This window comes from Zoogloea dura (assembly GCF_012927165.1).
GTDB classification, from domain to species: domain Bacteria; phylum Pseudomonadota; class Gammaproteobacteria; order Burkholderiales; family Rhodocyclaceae; genus Zoogloea; species Zoogloea dura.
The window spans coordinates 1-17,859 of record NZ_JABBGA010000026.1 but is presented as its reverse complement, the minus strand read 5'-3'; the positions used below and the strand labels follow the sequence as shown (position 1 = coordinate 17,859).

The window sequence follows — 17,859 nt, the reverse complement described above, 5'->3', positions numbered from 1 at the left end:
ATCAAGGAGCACGCAATGTCATACACGAATGAACAGGTCAGCCATCTGGTCGAAGGCACGCTGGACTGGGAGACCACCTTCCGCATGCTGTCCATGCCCAAGGACAACAGCCGCTTCGAGCAATACGTCGCCGCGCTGCAGGCCAAGGTCGGCTTCAAGGACCGCATCGTCCTGCCCCTGGCCCCGCACATGTACATCGTGCAGTCGGCCACCACCAAGCAGTGGATCATCAAGTGCGACTGCGGCCACGAGTTCTGCGACTACAAGGAGAACTGGAAGCTGCACGCCTCGATCTACGTGCGCGACACCGAAGAGGCGATGACCGAGGTCTATCCCAAGCTGATGGCGCCGGACACCCAGTGGCAGGTCTACCGGGAGTACTACTGCCCCACCTGCGGCACCCTGCACGACGTCGAGGCACCGACCCCGTGGTATCCGGTGATCCATGACTTCGAGCCGGACATCGAAGCCTTCTACAAGGAATGGGTGCATCTGCCCGTACCCGAACGCGCTGATTAAGGCCCCCTGAGGCCTGGACCGGGGCGGCGGCCGGATCTCCCGGCAACCGCCCCACAGCGGAACACACACAACAGCACATCGGGGACTGCACCCAATGAACAAGGTATTCCCAACGAGCGACGCCGCCCTCGACGGCCTCCTCTTCGACGGCATGACCATCGCCGCCGGCGGCTTCGGCCTGTGCGGCATCCCGGAGAACCTCATCGCCGCATTGCTACGCGCCGGCACCCGCGGGCTGACCATCGTCGGCAACAACGCCGGGGTGGACGACTTCGGCATGGGCCTGCTGCTCAAGGCCCGGCAGGTCAAGAAGGTGATCGCCTCCTACGTGGGCGAGAACAAGGAATTCGAGCGCCAGGTCCTGGCCGGGGAGCTGGAGCTGGAACTGGCCCCCCAGGGCACCCTGGCCGAAAGGCTGCGGGCCGGCGGCGCCGGCATCCCCGGCTTCTTCACCCGCACCGCCTTCGGCACCCGCCTGGCCGACGGCAAGGAGACCCGCAGCTTCGACGGCGCGGACTACGTGCTGGAGGCCGCCATCCGCGCCGACCTGGCCATCGTCAAGGCCTGGAAGGGCGACCACGCCGGCAACCTGGTCTTCCGCAAGACGGCGCGCAACTTCAACCCGATGATCGCCACCTGCGGCCGCACGACCATCGCCGAGGTCGAGGAACTGGTCGAGCCCGGCCGGCTGGACCCGGACCAGATCCACACCCCGGGCATCTACGTGGACCGCATCCTCCAGGGCCACGGCTACGAGAAGCGCATCGAATTCCCCACCGCCGCCGGCGCCGCCGCGCCGCGCAAGCACGACCCCGTGCGCGACAGCATGGCCCGCCGCGCCGCCCGCGAGCTGCGCAACGGCTATTACGTGAACCTCGGCATAGGCATCCCGACCCTGGTCGCCAACTACATCCCCGACGGCATGCAGGTGACCCTGCAATCGGAGAACGGCCTGCTCGGCATCGGCCCCTTTCCACCGGCCGAAGCCCTCGACCCCGACCTCATCAACGCCGGCAAGCAGACCATCACCAGCCTGCCCGGCAGCAGCTTCTTCTCCAGCGCCGACTCGTTTGCCATGATCCGCGGCGGCCACGTGGACCTGTCCATCCTCGGCGGCCTGGAAGTCTCGGCCAGCGGGGACCTGGCCAACTGGATGGTGCCGGGCAAGATGATCAAGGGCCCCGGCGGCGCCATGGACCTGGTCTCCGGCGTCGGACGCGTCATCGTCCTGATGGAGCACACGGCCCGCGACGGCTCGCCCAAGATCCTGCCCCGCTGCACCCTGCCCCTCACCGGCAAGGGCGTGGTGGACATGATCATCACCGAGCTGTGCGTCTTCGAGGTCGATCCCGACCACGGTCTGACCCTGATCGAACTGCAGCCGGGCGTGAGCCTGGACGAAGTGCGGGCGAAGACCGGCTGTGATTTCGCGGTACGTCAGACAACGGGCAAGGCAATGGCCTGGACGCTCGCCCCGGAGCTGCGGACGGGCCCGCCGATGTAATCACCCCTGCGGATCGCCGACCGGCCCCAGGGTCGCCGCGCACACCTCCCGCACGCAGTGGCGCAGCCAGCGGTGGGCCGGATCGGCATCCAGCCGGGGGTGCCAGATCAGCGACACGGTGATCTGCGGGGCGGTGATGGGCAGCGGAAAGCAGAACAGGCCGGCGCGCAGGTTGCCGGTATGTCTTTCCGGCACGCTGGCAACCAGGTCGGAGCCACGCGCCAGGGCCAGGGCCGTGGCGAAGCCGCCGACGATGGTCACCACCTTGCGCTCCAGCCCCAGGGGCTGCAGGGCATCGTCGATGGCCCCCCTGGCCGAGCCCCGCCGCGAGACACCGATGTGCCCTGCCGCCGCATAGCGCGCGGCGGTGATCTCGCCATGGCTCAGGGGGTGCCCCATCCTCACCGCGCCGATGAAGCGGTCGCGGAACAAGGCCTGCACGCGCAGCTCCGGCGCCGTCGCCTCGCCGATCACGCCGGTTTCCAGGTCGATCGCGCCCTCGCGCAGGGGCGCGCTGTCCCTGCCCCGATCCCAGTCCCGATCCTTGCCCCGATCCCTTCCCTTATGCATCTTCGGCACGAAGCGCAGGCGGACACCCGGGGCTTCCGCGCCGATGCGGGCCAGCAGCGCCGGCCCGAAGTTCTCGACGAAGCCGTCGCTGGTGCGCAGCGAGAAGCTGCGGACCAGCTGCGCCGGGTCCAGCGCACCCACCGGGCGCAGCACGGACTCCACATCGCGCACCAGCAGGCTCACCTGCTCACGGAGCTCCAGGGCCCGTGGCGTCGGCACCAGACCGCTGCCGGCCCGGACCAGCAGCGGGTCACCCATCGTCTCGCGCAGCCGCGCCAGTGCCCGGCTCATCGCCGAGGGGCTGAGCTGCAGACGCCGCGCCGCCGCCGCCACACTGCCTTCGGTGAGCAGCACATCAAGGGTGATCAGCAGGTTGAAATCGGGATTCGTCATGCGCCGGACCATAGCATGCAGCGCTCACACATGGCGTCTGGCGCACGGATACAGTGCAAGCCATGCGTCTTCCGCCACATATCGGAAGCACCTACAGTGGGCTCATCCGGCACCCGCCGCACACAAGAAGCAGAGAGAGCCCCATGCCCCAAGCCAAAGACCTCCAGCAAGCCGGCCCCGTGATGTCCTGGACGCTGGCCGGCCTGGCCCTGTCCATCCTGCTGCCGTCCCTCGGCACCAGCATCGCCAACATCGGCCTGCCGACCCTGATGGAGGCCTTCGGCGCGTCCTTCCAGGCGGTGCAGTGGGTCGTCCTGGCCTACCTGCTCGCCATCACCACGCTGATCGTCGGCGTCGGGCGGCTGGGCGACCTGCTGGGGCGGCGCCGGCTGCTGCTCGCCGGAATCGCCGTGTTCACGGTGGCCTCGGCGCTGTGTGGCCTGGCTCCGGCGCTGCCGCTGCTGATCGCCATGCGGGCCGTTCAGGGGCTCGGCGCAGCCATCATGATGGCCCTCGCCATGGCCTGTGTCGGCGAAGCCATCCCCCGCGAAAGAACCGGCAGCGCAATGGGCGTGCTCGGCAGCATGTCGGCCATCGGCACCGCCCTGGGGCCGGCGCTGGGCGGCGTGCTGATCGCCGCCGCGGGCTGGCCGGCGATCTTCCTGATCAACCTGCCCCTCGGTGCGCTGGCCTTCGTGCTGGTGTATCGCCACCTGCCCGCCAGCGCCCCGGCCGCACCGAAGGACGGCACCGGCTTCGACGTGCCGGGCACCGTGCTCCTGGCCGCCACGCTGGCCGCCTACGCCCTCGCGCTGACCATCGGACGCGGCCACTTCGGCAGCCTCAATCTGGCCCTGCTGGCAGGCGCGGCGCTGGGGGTGGCCCTCTTCCTGCGGGTCGAAGCGCGGGCAGCCTTCCCCCTGATCCGGCCCGGAATGTTCGGTGATGCGTCGCTGCGTGCCGGCCTGCTCAGCAGCGCGCTGGTGGCCACGGTGTTGATGGCGACGCTGGTGGTCGGCCCCTTCCATCTCTCCAGCGCACTCGGGCTCAACGCGGCAGCCGTCGGCCTGGTGATATCGATGGGGCCGCTGGTGGCGGCGCTCACCGCGGCCCCCGCCGGGCGCCTGGTGGATCGCCTCGGCGCCCGGCCGATGAGCCTGCTCGGGCTGGCCGGCATCGGCGGCGCCTGCGTGCTGCTGGCAGTGCTGCCGACGCAGCTCGGCGTCGCCGCCTACCTCGGCCCGATCGTGATCCTCACCGCCAGCTACGCGCTGTTCCAGACCGCCAACAACACCGGCGTGATGGCCGGCATCGCCCCGGCGCAGCGGGGCCTGGTGTCCGGCATGCTCAACCTGTCGCGCAATCTCGGGCTCATCACCGGCACCTCGGCCCTCGGTGCGGTGTTCGCCGCCGGCGGACTGCACATCACCTTTGCGGTGGCGGCCGCCCTGATCGGCCTGGCCCTGGCCATCACCACGCTCCTGCGCAGCCCGGCCGGCCGCCCCGCGCCGCGTGGCGAGGCTCCGTGACGCGGCGGCCTACATGAAGTTGCGGGTATGCAGGGAGGCCAGGCGGTGCGCCGCCTCGCCCTTGAAGCCGAGCTTGGCGAGGCGTGCCTCGCGGCCCCGCGCCATGTCCTGCAGCAGGCCCTGGACACGCCCGTAGCCGGCGGCGATGTCTGCCGGGCGGGTGCCGCCGGCAGCCAGCAGGATGAGGGCATCGAAGACCTCCTCGTTGAGCCCCGAGGTACCCGCCAGGTGTTCGTAGCGCGCCTCCACCGCATTGCCCAGGCGGGACAGCAGGGCCGGCTCCCGGGCGATGCTCTGCCCCAGGTGGGCCATGCCGAAGGCCACGTGGCGGGCTTCGTCCCGCGCGGCCAGGCGGGCGATCTGACGGGTCACCGGATCAGGCGCGTGCTGATTGAGGAAGTTCAGCAGGCTGACGAAGGTGCCCTCCCCCAGCACCGCCAGCAGGAACTGGGCGACGGAGAAGTCCGGCTCATCCACCAGGGTCTTGAGCGAAGTCTGCCCACCGGCGGTGGACAAGCCGGGCTGGCGGCCCTTGAGGGCGATGCGGCGGGTGAACACGTCGATATGCCGCGCCTCGTCGGCCACCTGGATGGCCAGCAAGGCCTGCACCTCGCGGAAATGGGGATGCAGCTGGCCCAGGAAGCGGGCCGGCACCACCAGGGCGGCGTTCTCGTTCTCCACCATGTAGGTCATCACCTGCACCACGGCATCCTCGACCTCGTCAGGCAGCGCGAAGGCCGTGTTCCAGTCGATGGCGGTATCGGCGTTCCACTGGGCCGCCGCGGCCTCGGCATAGAGGGTGGCGGCGCTGTCGGCCCACACCTCGTCCTTGCGGCTGAGGCGGAAGGCAAAGGCGGGGCTGCCCGCCTCCACCGTCGCGCCACGCGCGGCCAGGCCCCAGCGGGCCTCGGCCTGCGGCAGCACGGCGTTGTCGGCGCGCGGGTCGATGGCGCCGGTGACGGCCGCCGCGCGCCAGCGGCCGGCCTGCACCGCGCCGCGGGTGACGCGGGCCTCGATGTGGCCGGCCGCGGCGTCGAAGTCGACCGCGTGTCCCTGGCTGCGGCACCAGGCTGCCAGGGGGCCTTCCCAGCCCTCCCCCTGGCTGCGCACCCGCAGCACCTCGCCGACGGCGACCCGGCCCAGGGCCAGCTTCACCAGCAGGTGGGCGCCGGCGTCGAAGCCGACCGACTCAATATCGATAGTCGGCAGCAAGGATCTTCCCTTCGGCATCGTAGAAGGCCTCGTCATCCACCGCCCGGGCCAGGGCCGCGTAGCCGCTGGTACGGCCGGGGCGCCAGGCGCGCAGGCCTTCCAGCTCGAGCAGCGAGCGCACCGCCGGGTCGTCCCACGACATGCCGAGGAGCAGTTCGGTGAAGCGCCCGATCAGCTCGGCCGGCGCGCCGGGGCTGACGGTGAAATTGCAGTGGTCGTAGAGGCCGGTACGGGTGAGGATGCGGGTCGCGCCGCTGGGCAGCACGCCCTCGTTGGCGAAGGCCATGTAGTTGCCGTCTATCATCCAGGCCGCGTCGATCTCGCCGGCCATCAGGGCCACGGCCGCATCGCGCTCGCCGCCGATGTGGTCGCCGTGCTTGCCGCCGAGCACATCGAAGCGCTGCGCCGTGTAGTCACGCCCGGCGACGAGGCCGGCCTGGCGCAGGTGATCGAGAGGAATGAGGGTCGCCTGGGGTGAATCGATGGCCCCGAAGCCGACCCGCCGGCCCTTGAGCGCAGCCACCTCGGCGGCCCCGTCCTGGCGCACCACCAGCACCGAGGACAGGTCCTGGTCGGTGTCGCGCATGGCCACGGCGCTGACCTGGAGGCCTCTGGCGCGAGCGATGCGCTCGGCGCGCACCCAGGCCAGCGGGGAATTCCAGGCCAGATCGAGGGTGCCGTCGAACTGGGCCTCCACCTGGCGCTCGTAGTTGGAATAGAGCACGAAGTCGAACTCGAGGCCCTGCTCGCGGAACCAGGCCTTGAAGCCTTCCCAGATGGTGACGACCTTCGGCGCGTAGGCGACTGCGCCCATCACAAGTGTTGTAGACATGGTGTTTCCTCAGCCAAAGACAGGCATGCCGCACACGGCCTTGCCGATGAAGTCGTAAAGCACGTCCGCGGTGGGTGCCATCACGGTGGCGGCCCGGGCATCGCGGAAGTGGCGTTCCACCCCGTGGCTCTTGCGGAAGGCGGCACCGCCGCACACGCGCATGGCCAGGTCGGTGACCTCGGTGCCGGTCTCGGCGGCGGCGGCCTTCACCTCGAGGAGGCGCAGCATGGTGTCGGGGCGGCCCTGTTCAACAGCGTCCAGGGTGTCCAGGAGCAGGGTGCGCACCATGTCCACCTTGATGCGGGCGCGGCCCAGGTAGGCGCGCACGGTGGGCAGGTCGGCGATGGACTGGCCGAGATGCTCGAAGCGGGTGGCGCTGACGTGGGCGATGGCCTTGCCCAGGGCGGCTTCCATATTGCCGAGGGATACCGCGGCGGTCATCAGGTTGAAGTACGGGACCACCGTGCCCATCATGATGTCGAAGCCGCCGCCGTCGGCACCCAGCCGGGCGCTGTCGGCCACCCGCACATTGTCGGCGGTGATCGGCGAGGAGGCGTTGCCGCGCAGGCCCAGACCCTCGAACTTGCCGACCACGGTCAGGCCGGCGGCGTCGGCCGGCACCAGCCACAGGGTGCTGGCGCCTTCCGCGGCGGCGGGGCGGCTCGACCACACATAGGAGTCGGCCTCTCCGGCGGAGGTGATCATGCTCTTCTTGCCGTCCAGGCGGATCGCCCCATCCAGCGCAGCCGCCGTGCCCACGGGAGCCCAGAAATGGCTGCGCGAACCGGTTTCGGAGAAGGCCAGGGTGGACACATGCTTGCCGGCCGCAATGGCGCGGCGCACTTCGAGGCTGCCGAAGGCTTCGATGACGGCCGTGGCGCAATAGTGCATGCACAACACCATGGCCGTGGACGTACAGCCCTGGGCCACCTTCTCCACCGCCAGGGCGGCGGCGCGGTGGGACAGGCCGAGGCCGCCCACTTCGGCGCTGCTGATCAGGCCGAGCAGGCCCGTGCGGCCCAGCGCATCGAAAGCGGCGCGGGGATAGCGGCCATCGGCATCCACGTCGGCGGCGGCCGGGGCCACCACCTCGGTCACCACCTCGTCAAACATCTTCAGGCTGGCGGCGAGCGCCTCCGCCACCTGATTTGCAGGCTTGTTCATTGTTTCTCCAGTCAACGAGCCGCCCGGGCGCGGAGTCGCCCGGACTTAATATCCATCCACCACGGGATGAAGCGGTATCGGCAGGAGGTACACAGACCGCCGTATCTGAAAAAATCAGGCCGGGGCCGAATTCTGCAGCAAAGTCCCCGCCGGGGAGAGGATTTGTTGCCCAGGCCGCGCCGGGCGTGGGTTACAGCACGGTTGCCAGCCCCGGGTTGGCGGGCTATCGTGTCCGCGCAACAGGTGTTGTGTATTTTTGATTCGCTGGCGGCAGTGGGGGGCTGAGTGAGATTCACCGAGTTGGTCGACATCGAAGAGCTGCGCGGCCTGTGCGAAGAGTTTTCCGACATCACGGGTGCCGTGACGGCAATCCTTGATCTCGAGGGCAACATCCTGATTGCCACGGGCTGGCACGACATCTGCACCAAGTTCCACCGCGTCAATCCTGGCACTGCGGCGCGCTGCCTGGAGAGCGACACCATCCTCGCCGACCAGCTCAAGCTGGGTGAGAGCTACAACGTCTACCGCTGCAAGAACGGCCTGGTCGACGTGGCCGTGCCCATCAACATCGGCGGGGAACACGTCGCCAACCTGTTCACCGGCCAGTTCTTCTTTGATTCACCGGACACCCAGTACTTCATCCGCCAGGCCAACGAGTTCCGCTTCGACCAGGCGGCTTATCTCGACGCCCTGGAAAAGACCCCGGTGTTCACGGTCGAGAAGGTCAAGTCCACCATGGCCTTCTTCACCCGCCTGGCCCGGGTCATCGGCGAGATGGGGCTGGCCAGGGTGCAACTGCTCGAGACGAACACCGCCCTGCAGGCCAGCGAGGCCATCATCCAGTCGTCGGAAGACGCCATCATCGGCAAGACCCTGAGCGGCGTCGTCACGACCTGGAACCCGCGCGCCACGACGATCTTCGGCTACACCGCGGCCGAGATGATCGGCCAGTCGATGCTGCGGCTGTTCCCGGACGAGCTGCGCCACGAGGAGGAAGAGATCCTGGAGCGGATCCAGCACGGCGAGAAGGTCGAACACTTCGAGAGCATCCGGATTCGCAAGGACGGCGAGCCGATCAACGTCAGCATCACCATCTCGCCGATCCGCAACGCTCGCGGCGAGACCATCGGCGCGAGCTCCATCGCCCGCGACATCACCCGCCAGGTGTCGGCCGAAGCCGCCGCCCGCGAGAAGGACGAGCAGTTCCGCCTGGCAGTCGAAACGTCCACGGATGGTTTCTGGATCACCGACACGGCGGGCCGCCTCCTCGAAGTGAACAATGCCTACGTGAAGCTCTCGGGCTATTCCCGCGACGAGCTGCTGAGCCTGTCGATCGAGCACCTGGACGCCAGCGACAGCGCGGAACGGCTCACCAGCCTGACCGAGAGAGTCCTGGCCGACGGCTACGCGCGTTTCGAGACCACCCACCGCAGCCGGAGCGGCAAGATCTGGCCCGCGGAAGTGGCGGCCAGTTATTCACCCATGATGGGCGGCCGCTTCTTCGTCTTCATCAAGGACCGCACCGAAGAAAAGAAGACTGCCGAGTTGATCTGGCGCCAGGCCAACTTCGACCGGCTGACCGACCTGCCCAACCGCTCCCTCCTGTTCGACCGCCTGTCCAAGGCCTGCCTGCTGGCCCAGCGCCAGGGTCGGCACGCCGCCCTGCTGTATCTCGACCTGGATGGTTTCAAGCCGATCAACGACCAGTTCGGCCACGAAACCGGGGACATCGTCCTCGCCGCCGTGGCCAAGCGCTGGCTCGGCTGCGTGCGCGAATCGGACACGGTGGCCCGGCTGGGAGGCGACGAATTCGCGGTACTGACCGGCGACCTGATCGAGCCGGGCGAAGCTGCCAGCGTCGCCCGGAAGCTGCTCGACGCCCTCGCAGCCCCCATTCCGCTCCCCGGCGGCAAGCTCTGCCAGATCGGGGCCAGCATCGGCATCAGCATGTATCCCGACAACGCCCTGGAGATCGACTCGCTGATCGAAACCGCCGATTCCGCGATGTACCAGAGCAAGGCCAGGGGCAAGAACACCTACACCTTCTCGTCGGCCAGCCCGGAGCCGCGGCAATGGGTGTCCTTCGACGACAGCTACCTGGTGGGGGTGGCGGAGATCGATGCCCATCACCGGCAACTGGCCCACATGGTCAATCATCTGAACCAGGCCACGCGGCTCGAGGAGAGCGCGTCCGACTTCCTGCCGCGCTTCAAGGAGCTGATCGGCTTTGTGCGCTTCCACTTCGATACCGAAGACCGGTACATGAAGGACTACGGCTACCCCGGCCATGAGGCGCACCGTCGCGAGCATGACGACCTGGTGCATCTGCTGCAGCGGACCGCCCGGGATTTCCGCAAGGGCAAGGAATTGCTGGTCCTGCAGATCGTGAAGGACGTGTTCGTCAATCACATCAAGACCGCCGACCAGCCGCTGGGGACCTTTCTCAACGGGCTGAACGTCAGCTAAGCCCCGTCCAGCCCCCTGGCAACCACTGGCCCTCAGGCCTGGCTGAAAGCCTCGCGCAGCTTGTCCAGGGTGGCGGCCTCGCCGCGCACGCGGAACAGCGCCCCCTCCTCATCGGCCCGCTCCTCCAGCACCTCGCAGTTGGCGTAGATCTCCTGGCGCCATTGCTGGGCCGACCAGGGCAGGAACAGCTCCCCCTCCACCAGATTGCGCTGGAAGAAGGCCACGATGGCGTGGTGCAGGCGGGCCACGTCGTCCGGGCGGCGCGCGCTCATCACGATGCAGCCCGGGTAGGCCTCCTGCAGCGCTGCCGTGTGAGCCGCCTGGGCCTCGGCATCGCCGACGTGGTCGATCTTGTTGAAGATGCGCAGGCGCGGCACGTCGCTGGCGCCGATCTCCTCCAGCACCGTGTCGGTGACCTGGCGCTGGCGCTCGAAGCCGGGGTCGCTGGCGTCGATGACATGCAACAGCAGCTCGGCATCGAGGGCTTCATCGAGGGTGGACTTGAACGAAGCCACCAGGCCGTGGGGCAGGTTCTTGATGAAACCCACCGTATCGCTCACCAGCACGCGCGGCACGCTGGCCGGGTGCAGCACGCGCACCGTGGTGTCGAGCGTGGCGAACAATTTGTTGGCCACCAGCACCTCGCTGCCGGTGAGGGCGCGCATCAGGGTCGACTTGCCGGCGTTGGTATAGCCCACCAGGGCCACCCCGGCCAGGCCCTGGCGCCCCTGCCGACGCGAACGCTGGGTGGCGCGCTCCGCCTCCATCGCGTCGATGTCCTGCTGCAGCTCGGCGATGCGGTCGCGGATCTTGCGTCTGTCGAGTTCGGTCAGCGATTCGCCCGCACCGCGGCCGCCACCACCACCCCGCTGGCGCCCCTGCGAGCCGGCCAGCTTGGCCATCTCGCGCAGGCGCGGCGCCATGTAGCCCAGCCGGGCGATCTCCACCTGGGCCCGGGCCGCGCGGGAGCGCGCGTTGCGATGGAAGATCTCGAGGATGACCATGGTGCGGTCCATCACCTCGCATCCCACCTCCACCTCCAGGTTGCGCGCCTGGGACGGCGACAACTCATGATCCACCAGGATCACCTCGATCTCCTGGCCGTCGTCGCCATTCACATAGTCGCGGACTTCCTGCCGCTTGCCGACGCCCAGGTAAGCCGTCGTATCAAAGCCGGGGCGTTTCTGGACGAAGGTATGAACAACCTCCAGGCCCAGCGTCTTGGCCAGCTCGCGCAGCTCGGCCAGCGACGATTCGAACTCGAAATCGCTGACGGTGGGCAGCTGGACCGCGGCGATCACGGCGTATACGGGCTTTTCCTTGATGTCTCTTTGCATGCGTTGCGGGCTATGTATTGAATGGAGAGAGGCGGATAGTACTCGCAAGCACGCACAAACGCCTCCGCCCGATTTTTCCAAGGAGAACACCATGTCCACAACCCAACGCAGAAACTTCTCGCGGGTGAACTTCCAGGATGGCTGCACCCTGCAGATCAACGACACGGCGCTGGCCTGCAACGTGCTCGACCTGTCCTTGCGCGGCGCCCTGCTCAGCCTCCCGGCCGGCGCCCTCCCCGCTACCGCCGCGCAGCGCGGCACCCCGTGCAGCCTGAACATCATGCTCGAACCCGATGGCGACGTGCAGGTGCTGATGAAAGGCGAGATCGCCCACGCAGAAGCCTCGGACAAGGCCCTCCACCTCGGGCTCGGCTGCCACGAGATCGACCTCGACAGCATCACCCACCTGCGCCGCCTGGTCGAACTCAACCTCGGCGACGCACAACTGCTGGAACGGGAGGTGGGCTTGCTGGTGCGGGGGGCCTAGCAGGACGCAGCAAGGCCCTACTCCGCCATCGCCCCCCGGATATTTTGATCAGCGACGGCGATGAAGCATGTGGACGCGTCTACATGCCATGTTGACGCTGCTTGGAAGCATGTGGACCGGTCTACATAAAACATAGGGACCGATATGTTCCATCCAGCGCCGTCAACATTGAATGTTGAGCCGTCGACATTGAATGTTGACCGCTCTGTGAAGCATGTAGACCGGTCTACATGCTTCACAGACGCTTCCTTCAAAAGAATTGAGTATCGAACATATCAAGTTGATACCGATTTATCGTCGGTAGACGCCGCAACATGTCTGCCAGCGGCGGCATGTAGCTTCTTGCTGTGCGGATCGTCGGCAGGGCTGATGTGCAAGATCCAGACGGCACAAAGCATCAAGGCCCAAGCACCTGAATGCTTGAGCCTTGATGTTTGAATCTGGTTGCGGGGGCAGGATTTGAACCTTCGGGTTATGAGGCTGATGATTAACCCCGGCTCTATGCGTTCCTGAGCGTTATCCAATCGGCTCCAAACGGGGAAAAACAAAAAATCCATTTAAAATCATGACATTGATTAACACCAAGCTTGTTACACATAACACCTAATGACTGGACCACTTTAGCAAACCGCGTAACAACGTGGAAACGTGCGTCACACCGACCCTTGCACCCTAGCACATCGCGATGACCTTCGGTACAACTGTCGGCGGGTGATCTCAAGCAGACTGAAGGGATAGCTTGCGCATCCGAACTTGTACCCCCCAGGGCCCTGTCGACGGTAGCGAACAGCTCAGTCAGCTTATCGTCGATAGACCTGCCAGCTACCCGAATGCTCCAAACAACTGTGATTGCAGCTGAGCAGATTCGGGCTCCCAGACAAGCAAAGCTATACATCACGCCGAAATCACATTTTCCAGATCGCCAACGCAACCAGGGCGGACGCCTGACACGACGTTGTCCCGCCTCCTCCACCCCTTATGCTCCGGCCGGGCTAGCATTGACACTATCCGCAAACACGACACATGAAGCCACCGAACCCAGCTCAACAGCCGGGCTAGGCTATCGGCGCGGGAGTTTGATTCATCCCGGCACGGCCCTTCCACAGCACCGATGCCTCCGAATAACTACGGTTGCGTCTCCATGCTTTCCTCGTGCGAGGCCGCAATCCGCCCTTCCCGCACTAAACTTGGCAACCAAGTTGGCGGCGCACTTCACTAGCTTCGGTCCATCAAGCACCGCAGCGCTTGCCCGTTTCGAGCAAGCGCTGCGGCCGCTTCCTCGGGTGATATGCCCCATAGCGGAGCAAGGCCTGCCGCAGTCCGGCACGTACTCCACGGCATGACCGGCTTGCCAGCGATTTTTGCAAAGGGACCGTCGCTCTCAGGCACGACGCGGTCCCGCGGCATCACAGCCGCCAAGGCACGGCCATTCACGGACTCAAACATCGCCGGACCTATGCTGAACCAGCACCCGTGCTCTGCGGCAGCTTTGAGCTCGGCCTTGCTTCCCGAGAACCAGTGCATAACGGCCGTTCCGAAGTTCGGGTGGCGTTCGAACTCGGCCAAGATGTCTCTGACCGCGCGGCGGGAGTGGATGCTGAGGGTTCGTCCACCTAACTCTGCGGAGCGTGCTATGACCGCGCCAAAAATCTTGCGCTGCACGTCGTAGTGGGCTTTGAAGCGAGGCGACCCATCAAGGCCCACCTCACCAACTGCTTTGACTCCCGCAATCTGTTCAAGCAGCAGCTCCAGTTCTGCGGCACGCTCGTGGGCAATCTCGGGATGGAGACCGGGCGTGATGAGTACTGAGGGCAAGGGCTCCAGCACCCGCGACGTAGCAGCAAACGCCTTCGGGCTCGTAGTGACTAACCAGGTGAATGCATTGCGTCGTGCGGCTTCGCAATAGACCTCCCTTGCATCTGGGTAGAGATCAAGGTGGCAGTGAAAATCCATCACAGTAGCCTGTCTGCTTGGAGCAGCGCCTCAAGCTCGCTGAGCCCCGATTGGAGTACCTGCCGATACGAGCCACGCTCACTGGGCGACGCAAAGGCCAGGGTAGCGCCAAGAAAGCGGTTCAACCCGTGGTCACGTGCCCTCTCGGTACGCAAGTTTTCTAGCAAAGGATCTATCCTGTGAGACCAGACAGCACTGACGCGGAGGCAACCTTGGAACGAGCCACAGTGACCAAACACGCACAAAGCCTCTATCTTGCGTCGCCAGCGGAGCGCATACGGCTCATTCGAGAGCAAGTCCCCGCGTCGCGTCTCAAGGATCTTTCCGACGAGATGCATATCTCCCAGGAGCACCTGCTCGACATGCTCAACCTCCCCCGTGCGTCCGTACAGCGGAAGAACCGTCAAGGCGCAACGCTCACCACAGAGCAAGGTGAGCGTGTGATCGGTCTGGAGTGCCTGATCGGCCAAGTCGCAATCATGGTGGAGGAGTCGGGCAGCAGGATCAGATTCGATGCGGCCTGCTGGGTCGGGTGGTGGCTCGATCAGCCTATCCCAGCCCTCGGCGGAGCCCGCCCTTCTGAGTTCGTGGGGATACTGACTGGTCAGAAGCTGCTGTCCGAGGTGTTACTGCAGTCTCAGGCCGGAGTGTTTGCGTGACCCTGCTCTATCAACGGCCATCCAACGCCTGATGAGACCCGAGGGCGCTCCGCCTGAAGGTCTGACAAAGATCGCAAAGCGACGGCTCGACTCCACCAGATCGTGAATTGCCGGGCCCAGTGGCATCCTGGTGCGGGGCAATCCGCCGCACCATTGCCGCAGGGTGCCCAGCACCGGCAAGATCAAGATCCGATAGGAGGTGCAACATGGCCGCAGCAACCAGAGTATTGACCGCACACGTGCCGCTTCCGCTGGCCGACAAGGTAGATCAGATGGCTTCACGGCTTGAACGCTCGCGCAGCTGGATCATGAACCAGGCGCTTTCCGCCTGGATCGCCCAGGAAGAAGAACGCGACAGACTGACGCAGGAAGCGCTGGCTGACGTAGACGCCGGCCGCGTCATCGATCACCAGGCCGTGCAAGCGTGGGCGGAGAGCCTTGGCAATGACCAGCTGCTGCCGGTGCCGCGTTGATGGAGCTGAGACGAAATACCTCAAGGTCACTGTATTGATGAGCACTCAGGTACCGACAGGCTGGCAGCGCACCGATAGGCTTCGGATCGAGTCGGATGCAGATCGTTCCAAATTCTTCTACGACCGACTTTTGACGAAGCGCCGCGTAGCCGCTGTTTTTGCCAAACGGTTTGTCACCCAATCGGTCGCACCGCAAAATCTTGTGTGGCTCACGAGCGCCCGTTCGATGAGATAGGTCAGTGCAGGATTCAGTCGTCGAGGGGGCCATTCGAGCACTTCTGAGATTTCTTCAGGTGTGCCAGGGAAACCGTCGTCACTCACGAGCCCCGCCGCGATACGAACGGCATCTTCCTCTGGGGTCCAAGGCAACCCGGCACTGCTTTGCAGTCGCGAGCGTTGGCAAGCACGACGGCTAGCCCGTGCTCTTCCAGGATCTCGTAGACCGGCACCCAGTACACGCCGGTGGACTCCATCGCCACGGTCGTGATGCCGACTGACACTAGCCAGTTGGCCATCGTCTCGATGTCAGCGGTGAAACTCCCGAACGTGCGCACGGGATCGTCGCTCAGTTCGGGCGGCACGGCCGCGACCTGGATGCGTGCTCCGATGTCGATTCCGGCAGCTCTGGTATTGACGATCGGAAGACCGAGCGCCTTTCCAACCTTGGGCATGGCAACCTCCTGTAGGCAAAGCGCCGGACAGGGGAGCGGGTCAATCACTTTCCTAAACGGGGTCGCACAAGGCGCCACCACAGCTGGGTCCGCAGAATCCCCAGGGGCCACGTTTTTTAGTCGGCCCTGAAATATTCAATCTTCCGCACCCAGCCGCCTGCCTGGCGGCCAGGCACCCTCGTTGCTGACCACCCGCCGAAGCATCCCGAGCAGCACGCAGAGCGCAATAAGGGCTTTCAGCCCCAGGCTGACCACCGCCCGCATCAGCCAGCGCAAGTTGTACCCCGCGGCACACAACACCGGGTGTAGCACATCCCCCTCCGACCCCTTCAGCCAATTTCGCCGTAGTCCGCAGTCGTCCTTCAGGTGTCCGATCACCGGTTCCACCGCCTGACGGCGTTTGAGCAATCGGCGGGCCTTGGCGTCCAGGCTTTTGATCCGGTCGCGGTGGATGATCTCGACCCCGGGCACCTCCACACCCCGATAGCCGAGATCAACAATGGCGGTGTGGGGCTTCGGGGCGCCTTTGACGTTCTGCATCAGGATCGTCGCCTGCTCGATCTGCTCGGCGAGGGTGTGGCCGTCGTAGGGGTTGCCGGGAAAGGCCCGGGCGCCGACGATCAGGTTGCCTCTTTCGGTGGTGGCAATGCCCACCTTGACGCCGAATTCATAGGGCTGGGGCGCTTTGCCCTTGCCGATGCACTCGACTTCCGGTGCGTGCAGGGCGTAGTGCGTATTCCGAAGAAATCGTCCACTTATAACGACCTGAAGCCCTCCACGTGTTCCAGTCACAAATGCTCCACCCGTAACGACACATGCCGCCACGCTCAGCCTATCAGGGGTAGGTGCTCAGTGGATCTATCCAGCTGATCGCCTCTTGCAAAGCGAGCCTTACAGCTAGCTGATTTTGACACTGGGGGGGATGGAACAAGGTGTGGCCGGGATGCAGGGAATGCACTGAACCATTCCCAACAAATTGATGTTCTAGAGGGGTTGGCCGGGAGAAGGGGGAAACATCTACACATCCCCAGTAAGACAGTTTTCTAAAGAATAAGAATTCTAGAACCTTATATTAATATAATTAATTTGGTTTGCAAGGAGGGTGGATCCGCTCTCTTGCCGAGCGCGGATACGTGCGAGATGAATCGTAAGTGTGACGGCGTTCGGAACTACGGCAACAGCAGGCTGTGAATGCTGACTTGCAGAGCGTTTGCAAGGCGTTCGATATTGTCGATCGAGATGTTCCGCACTTGGCGTTCGACATGCGCCACGAAGGTTCGGTGAAGGCCTGCCTCCAAAGCCAAGTCCTCTTGGGACCACCCCTTCTCCCTTCGGAGTCGAACGATATTGATCGCAAGGAGTTCCCGCGCTTTTGGGATACCTGAACGGGACGATGATTCGCTGAGAGACATCGGATCAGTCTCTCGGAGTGATGCTTTTAAGTCAGCCGTGTTTAAGTCACAATGTCAGTCTTTCCCAAATCCTTGATTCATACTGAATTCCAGAGGAAATCTCTGTTATCTGATCACTCAATCCATTCATCGGCTGGATCGGACAATCCTCATCACTGAAAGCTTCGAATCGCATGTTCATCACAGATGCTTCCGCTCACCATCCCTTCCTGTCTCGTCTGCTTGGCAACGGAAAGGATGCGTGGCGGGCTGTAGGCCTCACCGCGCCCAGGGAATGGTTCTACGTCAGCTACACCCTTTCCACCCCGAAAGGAAACCTTGCCGAAACCGCGCTCATCGCCAATTGGAGATTACCGATAAGTTGACCAGTCATTCTCAAAGAGGGCGCGCTCTAGACTGAAGTGCAACACCCCGATTTGTTAGGGTGTAGGCATGGGAAATCACTACAGTCAGTTGTCGATGGACGAACGTAATCAGATTCATCGGTGCAGCAATGAGGGATTGAGTCTTCGGGCAATTGCCCGAAGACTCAATCGGCCGACTTCCGCGGTGTCGCGTGAAGTGGCGCGCAACACAATTGGCAAGAGCTACGATGCCGCCCGTGCCGAGCGGGCGATGCTGGCGCGCAGACGCCGCGGGACGGTCAAGCTCAAGAGCGGTTCCGTGCTGCTCAACCGG

The 17,859-nt window shown here is 65.0% G+C and carries 16 protein-coding genes and 1 pseudogene; 8 read left to right on the top strand and 9 right to left on the bottom strand.

Features of this window, described 5'->3' with window-relative positions; translation table 11 throughout:
- The first annotated feature begins 15 nt into the window (after nucleotides 1–15).
- Nucleotides 16–519, top strand: a complete 504-nt coding sequence (locus tag HHL15_RS21720) for an acetone carboxylase subunit gamma (RefSeq protein WP_169147910.1) — start codon at nucleotides 16–18, stop codon at nucleotides 517–519.
- A gap of 94 nt (nucleotides 520–613) precedes the next feature.
- Nucleotides 614–2,023: a 3-oxoacid CoA-transferase gene (locus HHL15_RS27100; RefSeq protein WP_169147909.1), complete on the top strand. Its 1,410-nt coding sequence runs from the start codon at nucleotides 614–616 to the stop codon at nucleotides 2,021–2,023.
- Here HHL15_RS27100 and HHL15_RS21710 read toward each other — a convergent pair whose 3' ends face one another.
- Entirely contained in the window at nucleotides 2,024–2,986 is a 963-nt protein-coding gene (locus HHL15_RS21710) for a LysR family transcriptional regulator (RefSeq protein ID WP_169147908.1), read from the bottom strand. It abuts the gene before it with no gap.
- Between the two features lie 143 nt (nucleotides 2,987–3,129).
- Here HHL15_RS21710 and HHL15_RS21705 point away from each other — a divergent pair, with 143 nt between their 5' ends.
- A complete protein-coding gene (locus HHL15_RS21705) occupies nucleotides 3,130–4,515 on the top strand; it encodes an MFS transporter (RefSeq protein ID WP_169147907.1) in 1,386 nt (461 codons plus the stop codon).
- Between the two features lie 9 nt (nucleotides 4,516–4,524).
- Here HHL15_RS21705 and HHL15_RS21700 read toward each other — a convergent pair whose 3' ends face one another.
- Genes HHL15_RS21700 through HHL15_RS21690 form a run of 3 tightly spaced genes read right to left on the bottom strand, consistent with a single transcriptional unit; the run spans nucleotide 4,525 to nucleotide 7,723 of the window.
- Nucleotides 4,525–5,727, bottom strand: coding sequence for a ferritin-like domain-containing protein (locus tag HHL15_RS21700; RefSeq protein ID WP_206198914.1), 1,203 nt, complete (start codon nucleotides 5,725–5,727; stop codon nucleotides 4,525–4,527).
- Nucleotides 5,705–6,559: a phosphate/phosphite/phosphonate ABC transporter substrate-binding protein gene (locus tag HHL15_RS21695; protein WP_169147905.1), complete on the bottom strand. Its 855-nt coding sequence runs from the start codon at nucleotides 6,557–6,559 to the stop codon at nucleotides 5,705–5,707. Before HHL15_RS21695 ends, HHL15_RS21700 begins: the two co-directional genes overlap by 23 nt.
- 9 nt (nucleotides 6,560–6,568) lie before the next feature.
- Nucleotides 6,569–7,723, bottom strand: coding sequence for an acyl-CoA dehydrogenase family protein (locus tag HHL15_RS21690; RefSeq protein WP_235943578.1), 1,155 nt, complete (start codon nucleotides 7,721–7,723; stop codon nucleotides 6,569–6,571).
- 285 nt (nucleotides 7,724–8,008) lie between these two features.
- On the opposite strand from HHL15_RS21690, the gene HHL15_RS21685 reads away from it, so the two are divergent.
- Nucleotides 8,009–10,189, top strand: coding sequence for a bacteriohemerythrin (locus HHL15_RS21685; protein ID WP_169147904.1), 2,181 nt, complete (start codon nucleotides 8,009–8,011; stop codon nucleotides 10,187–10,189).
- Nucleotides 10,190–10,221: 32 nt separating this feature from the next.
- Here HHL15_RS21685 and hflX read toward each other — a convergent pair whose 3' ends face one another.
- Complete coding sequence (hflX, locus tag HHL15_RS21680) at nucleotides 10,222–11,526, bottom strand: GTPase HflX (RefSeq protein WP_169147903.1); 1,305 nt, start codon at nucleotides 11,524–11,526, stop codon at nucleotides 10,222–10,224.
- A 91-nt stretch (nucleotides 11,527–11,617) separates the two neighbouring features.
- Between hflX and HHL15_RS21675 the strand changes: the two genes are divergently transcribed.
- A complete protein-coding gene (locus HHL15_RS21675; RefSeq protein ID WP_169147902.1) occupies nucleotides 11,618–12,013 on the top strand; it encodes a PilZ domain-containing protein in 396 nt (131 codons plus the stop codon).
- Nucleotides 12,014–13,228: 1,215 nt separating this feature from the next.
- Here HHL15_RS21675 and qatD read toward each other — a convergent pair.
- Nucleotides 13,229–13,966: a Qat anti-phage system TatD family nuclease QatD gene (gene qatD, locus HHL15_RS21670; RefSeq protein WP_169147901.1), complete on the bottom strand. Its 738-nt coding sequence runs from the start codon at nucleotides 13,964–13,966 to the stop codon at nucleotides 13,229–13,231.
- Between the two features lie 212 nt (nucleotides 13,967–14,178).
- Here qatD and HHL15_RS21665 point away from each other — a divergent pair, with 212 nt between their 5' ends.
- Nucleotides 14,179–14,625: an antitoxin Xre-like helix-turn-helix domain-containing protein gene (locus HHL15_RS21665; protein WP_169147900.1), complete on the top strand. Its 447-nt coding sequence runs from the start codon at nucleotides 14,179–14,181 to the stop codon at nucleotides 14,623–14,625.
- A gap of 206 nt (nucleotides 14,626–14,831) precedes the next feature.
- The gene (locus tag HHL15_RS21660; RefSeq protein WP_169147899.1) at nucleotides 14,832–15,098 is read left to right on the top strand and encodes a CopG family ribbon-helix-helix protein; all 267 of its coding nucleotides are present in this window, start codon (nucleotides 14,832–14,834) and stop codon (nucleotides 15,096–15,098) included.
- 317 nt (nucleotides 15,099–15,415) lie between these two features.
- On the opposite strand, the gene HHL15_RS21655 is transcribed toward HHL15_RS21660, so the two are convergent.
- From HHL15_RS21655 to HHL15_RS21645, 3 genes and pseudogenes are all read right to left on the bottom strand, one after another.
- On the bottom strand, nucleotides 15,416–15,769 hold the full coding sequence (locus HHL15_RS21655) for an IS110 family transposase (protein ID WP_206198913.1): 354 nt from the start codon (nucleotides 15,767–15,769) through the stop codon (nucleotides 15,416–15,418).
- Nucleotides 15,770–15,904: 135 nt separating this feature from the next.
- Nucleotides 15,905–16,498: pseudogene (locus tag HHL15_RS26255) on the bottom strand (transposase); the annotation flags it as partial.
- A gap of 440 nt (nucleotides 16,499–16,938) precedes the next feature.
- Nucleotides 16,939–17,181, bottom strand: a complete 243-nt coding sequence (locus tag HHL15_RS21645; protein ID WP_206198911.1) for a helix-turn-helix domain-containing protein — start codon at nucleotides 17,179–17,181, stop codon at nucleotides 16,939–16,941.
- A 432-nt stretch (nucleotides 17,182–17,613) separates the two neighbouring features.
- Here HHL15_RS21645 and HHL15_RS21640 point away from each other — a divergent pair.
- Nucleotides 17,614–17,859: helix-turn-helix domain-containing protein (locus HHL15_RS21640; RefSeq protein ID WP_169146273.1), on the top strand; the 246-nt coding region annotated here is incomplete at its 3' end.

Bases quoted from the DNA above. Each gene is read 5' to 3' on its own strand.
- HHL15_RS21710 (WP_169147908.1), bottom strand. From the start codon at position 2,986: ATGACGAATCCCGATTTCAACCTGCTGATCACCCTTGATGTGCTGCTC.
- HHL15_RS21695 (WP_169147905.1), bottom strand. From the start codon at position 6,559: ATGTCTACAACACTTGTGATGGGCGCAGTCGCCTACGCGCCGAAGGTC.
- HHL15_RS21690 (WP_235943578.1), bottom strand. From the start codon at position 7,723: ATGAACAAGCCTGCAAATCAGGTGGCGGAGGCGCTCGCCGCCAGCCTG.
- HHL15_RS27100 (WP_169147909.1), top strand. From the start codon at position 614: ATGAACAAGGTATTCCCAACGAGCGACGCCGCCCTCGACGGCCTCCTC.
- HHL15_RS21660 (WP_169147899.1), top strand. From the start codon at position 14,832: ATGGCCGCAGCAACCAGAGTATTGACCGCACACGTGCCGCTTCCGCTG.
- HHL15_RS21720 (WP_169147910.1), top strand. From the start codon at position 16: ATGTCATACACGAATGAACAGGTCAGCCATCTGGTCGAAGGCACGCTG.
- HHL15_RS21705 (WP_169147907.1), top strand. From the start codon at position 3,130: ATGCCCCAAGCCAAAGACCTCCAGCAAGCCGGCCCCGTGATGTCCTGG.
- hflX (WP_169147903.1), bottom strand. From the start codon at position 11,526: ATGCAAAGAGACATCAAGGAAAAGCCCGTATACGCCGTGATCGCCGCG.
- qatD (WP_169147901.1), bottom strand. From the start codon at position 13,966: ATGGATTTTCACTGCCACCTTGATCTCTACCCAGATGCAAGGGAGGTC.
- HHL15_RS21675 (WP_169147902.1), top strand. From the start codon at position 11,618: ATGTCCACAACCCAACGCAGAAACTTCTCGCGGGTGAACTTCCAGGAT.
- HHL15_RS21645 (WP_206198911.1), bottom strand. From the start codon at position 17,181: ATGTCTCTCAGCGAATCATCGTCCCGTTCAGGTATCCCAAAAGCGCGG.
- HHL15_RS21655 (WP_206198913.1), bottom strand. From the start codon at position 15,769: ATGCCCAAGGTTGGAAAGGCGCTCGGTCTTCCGATCGTCAATACCAGA.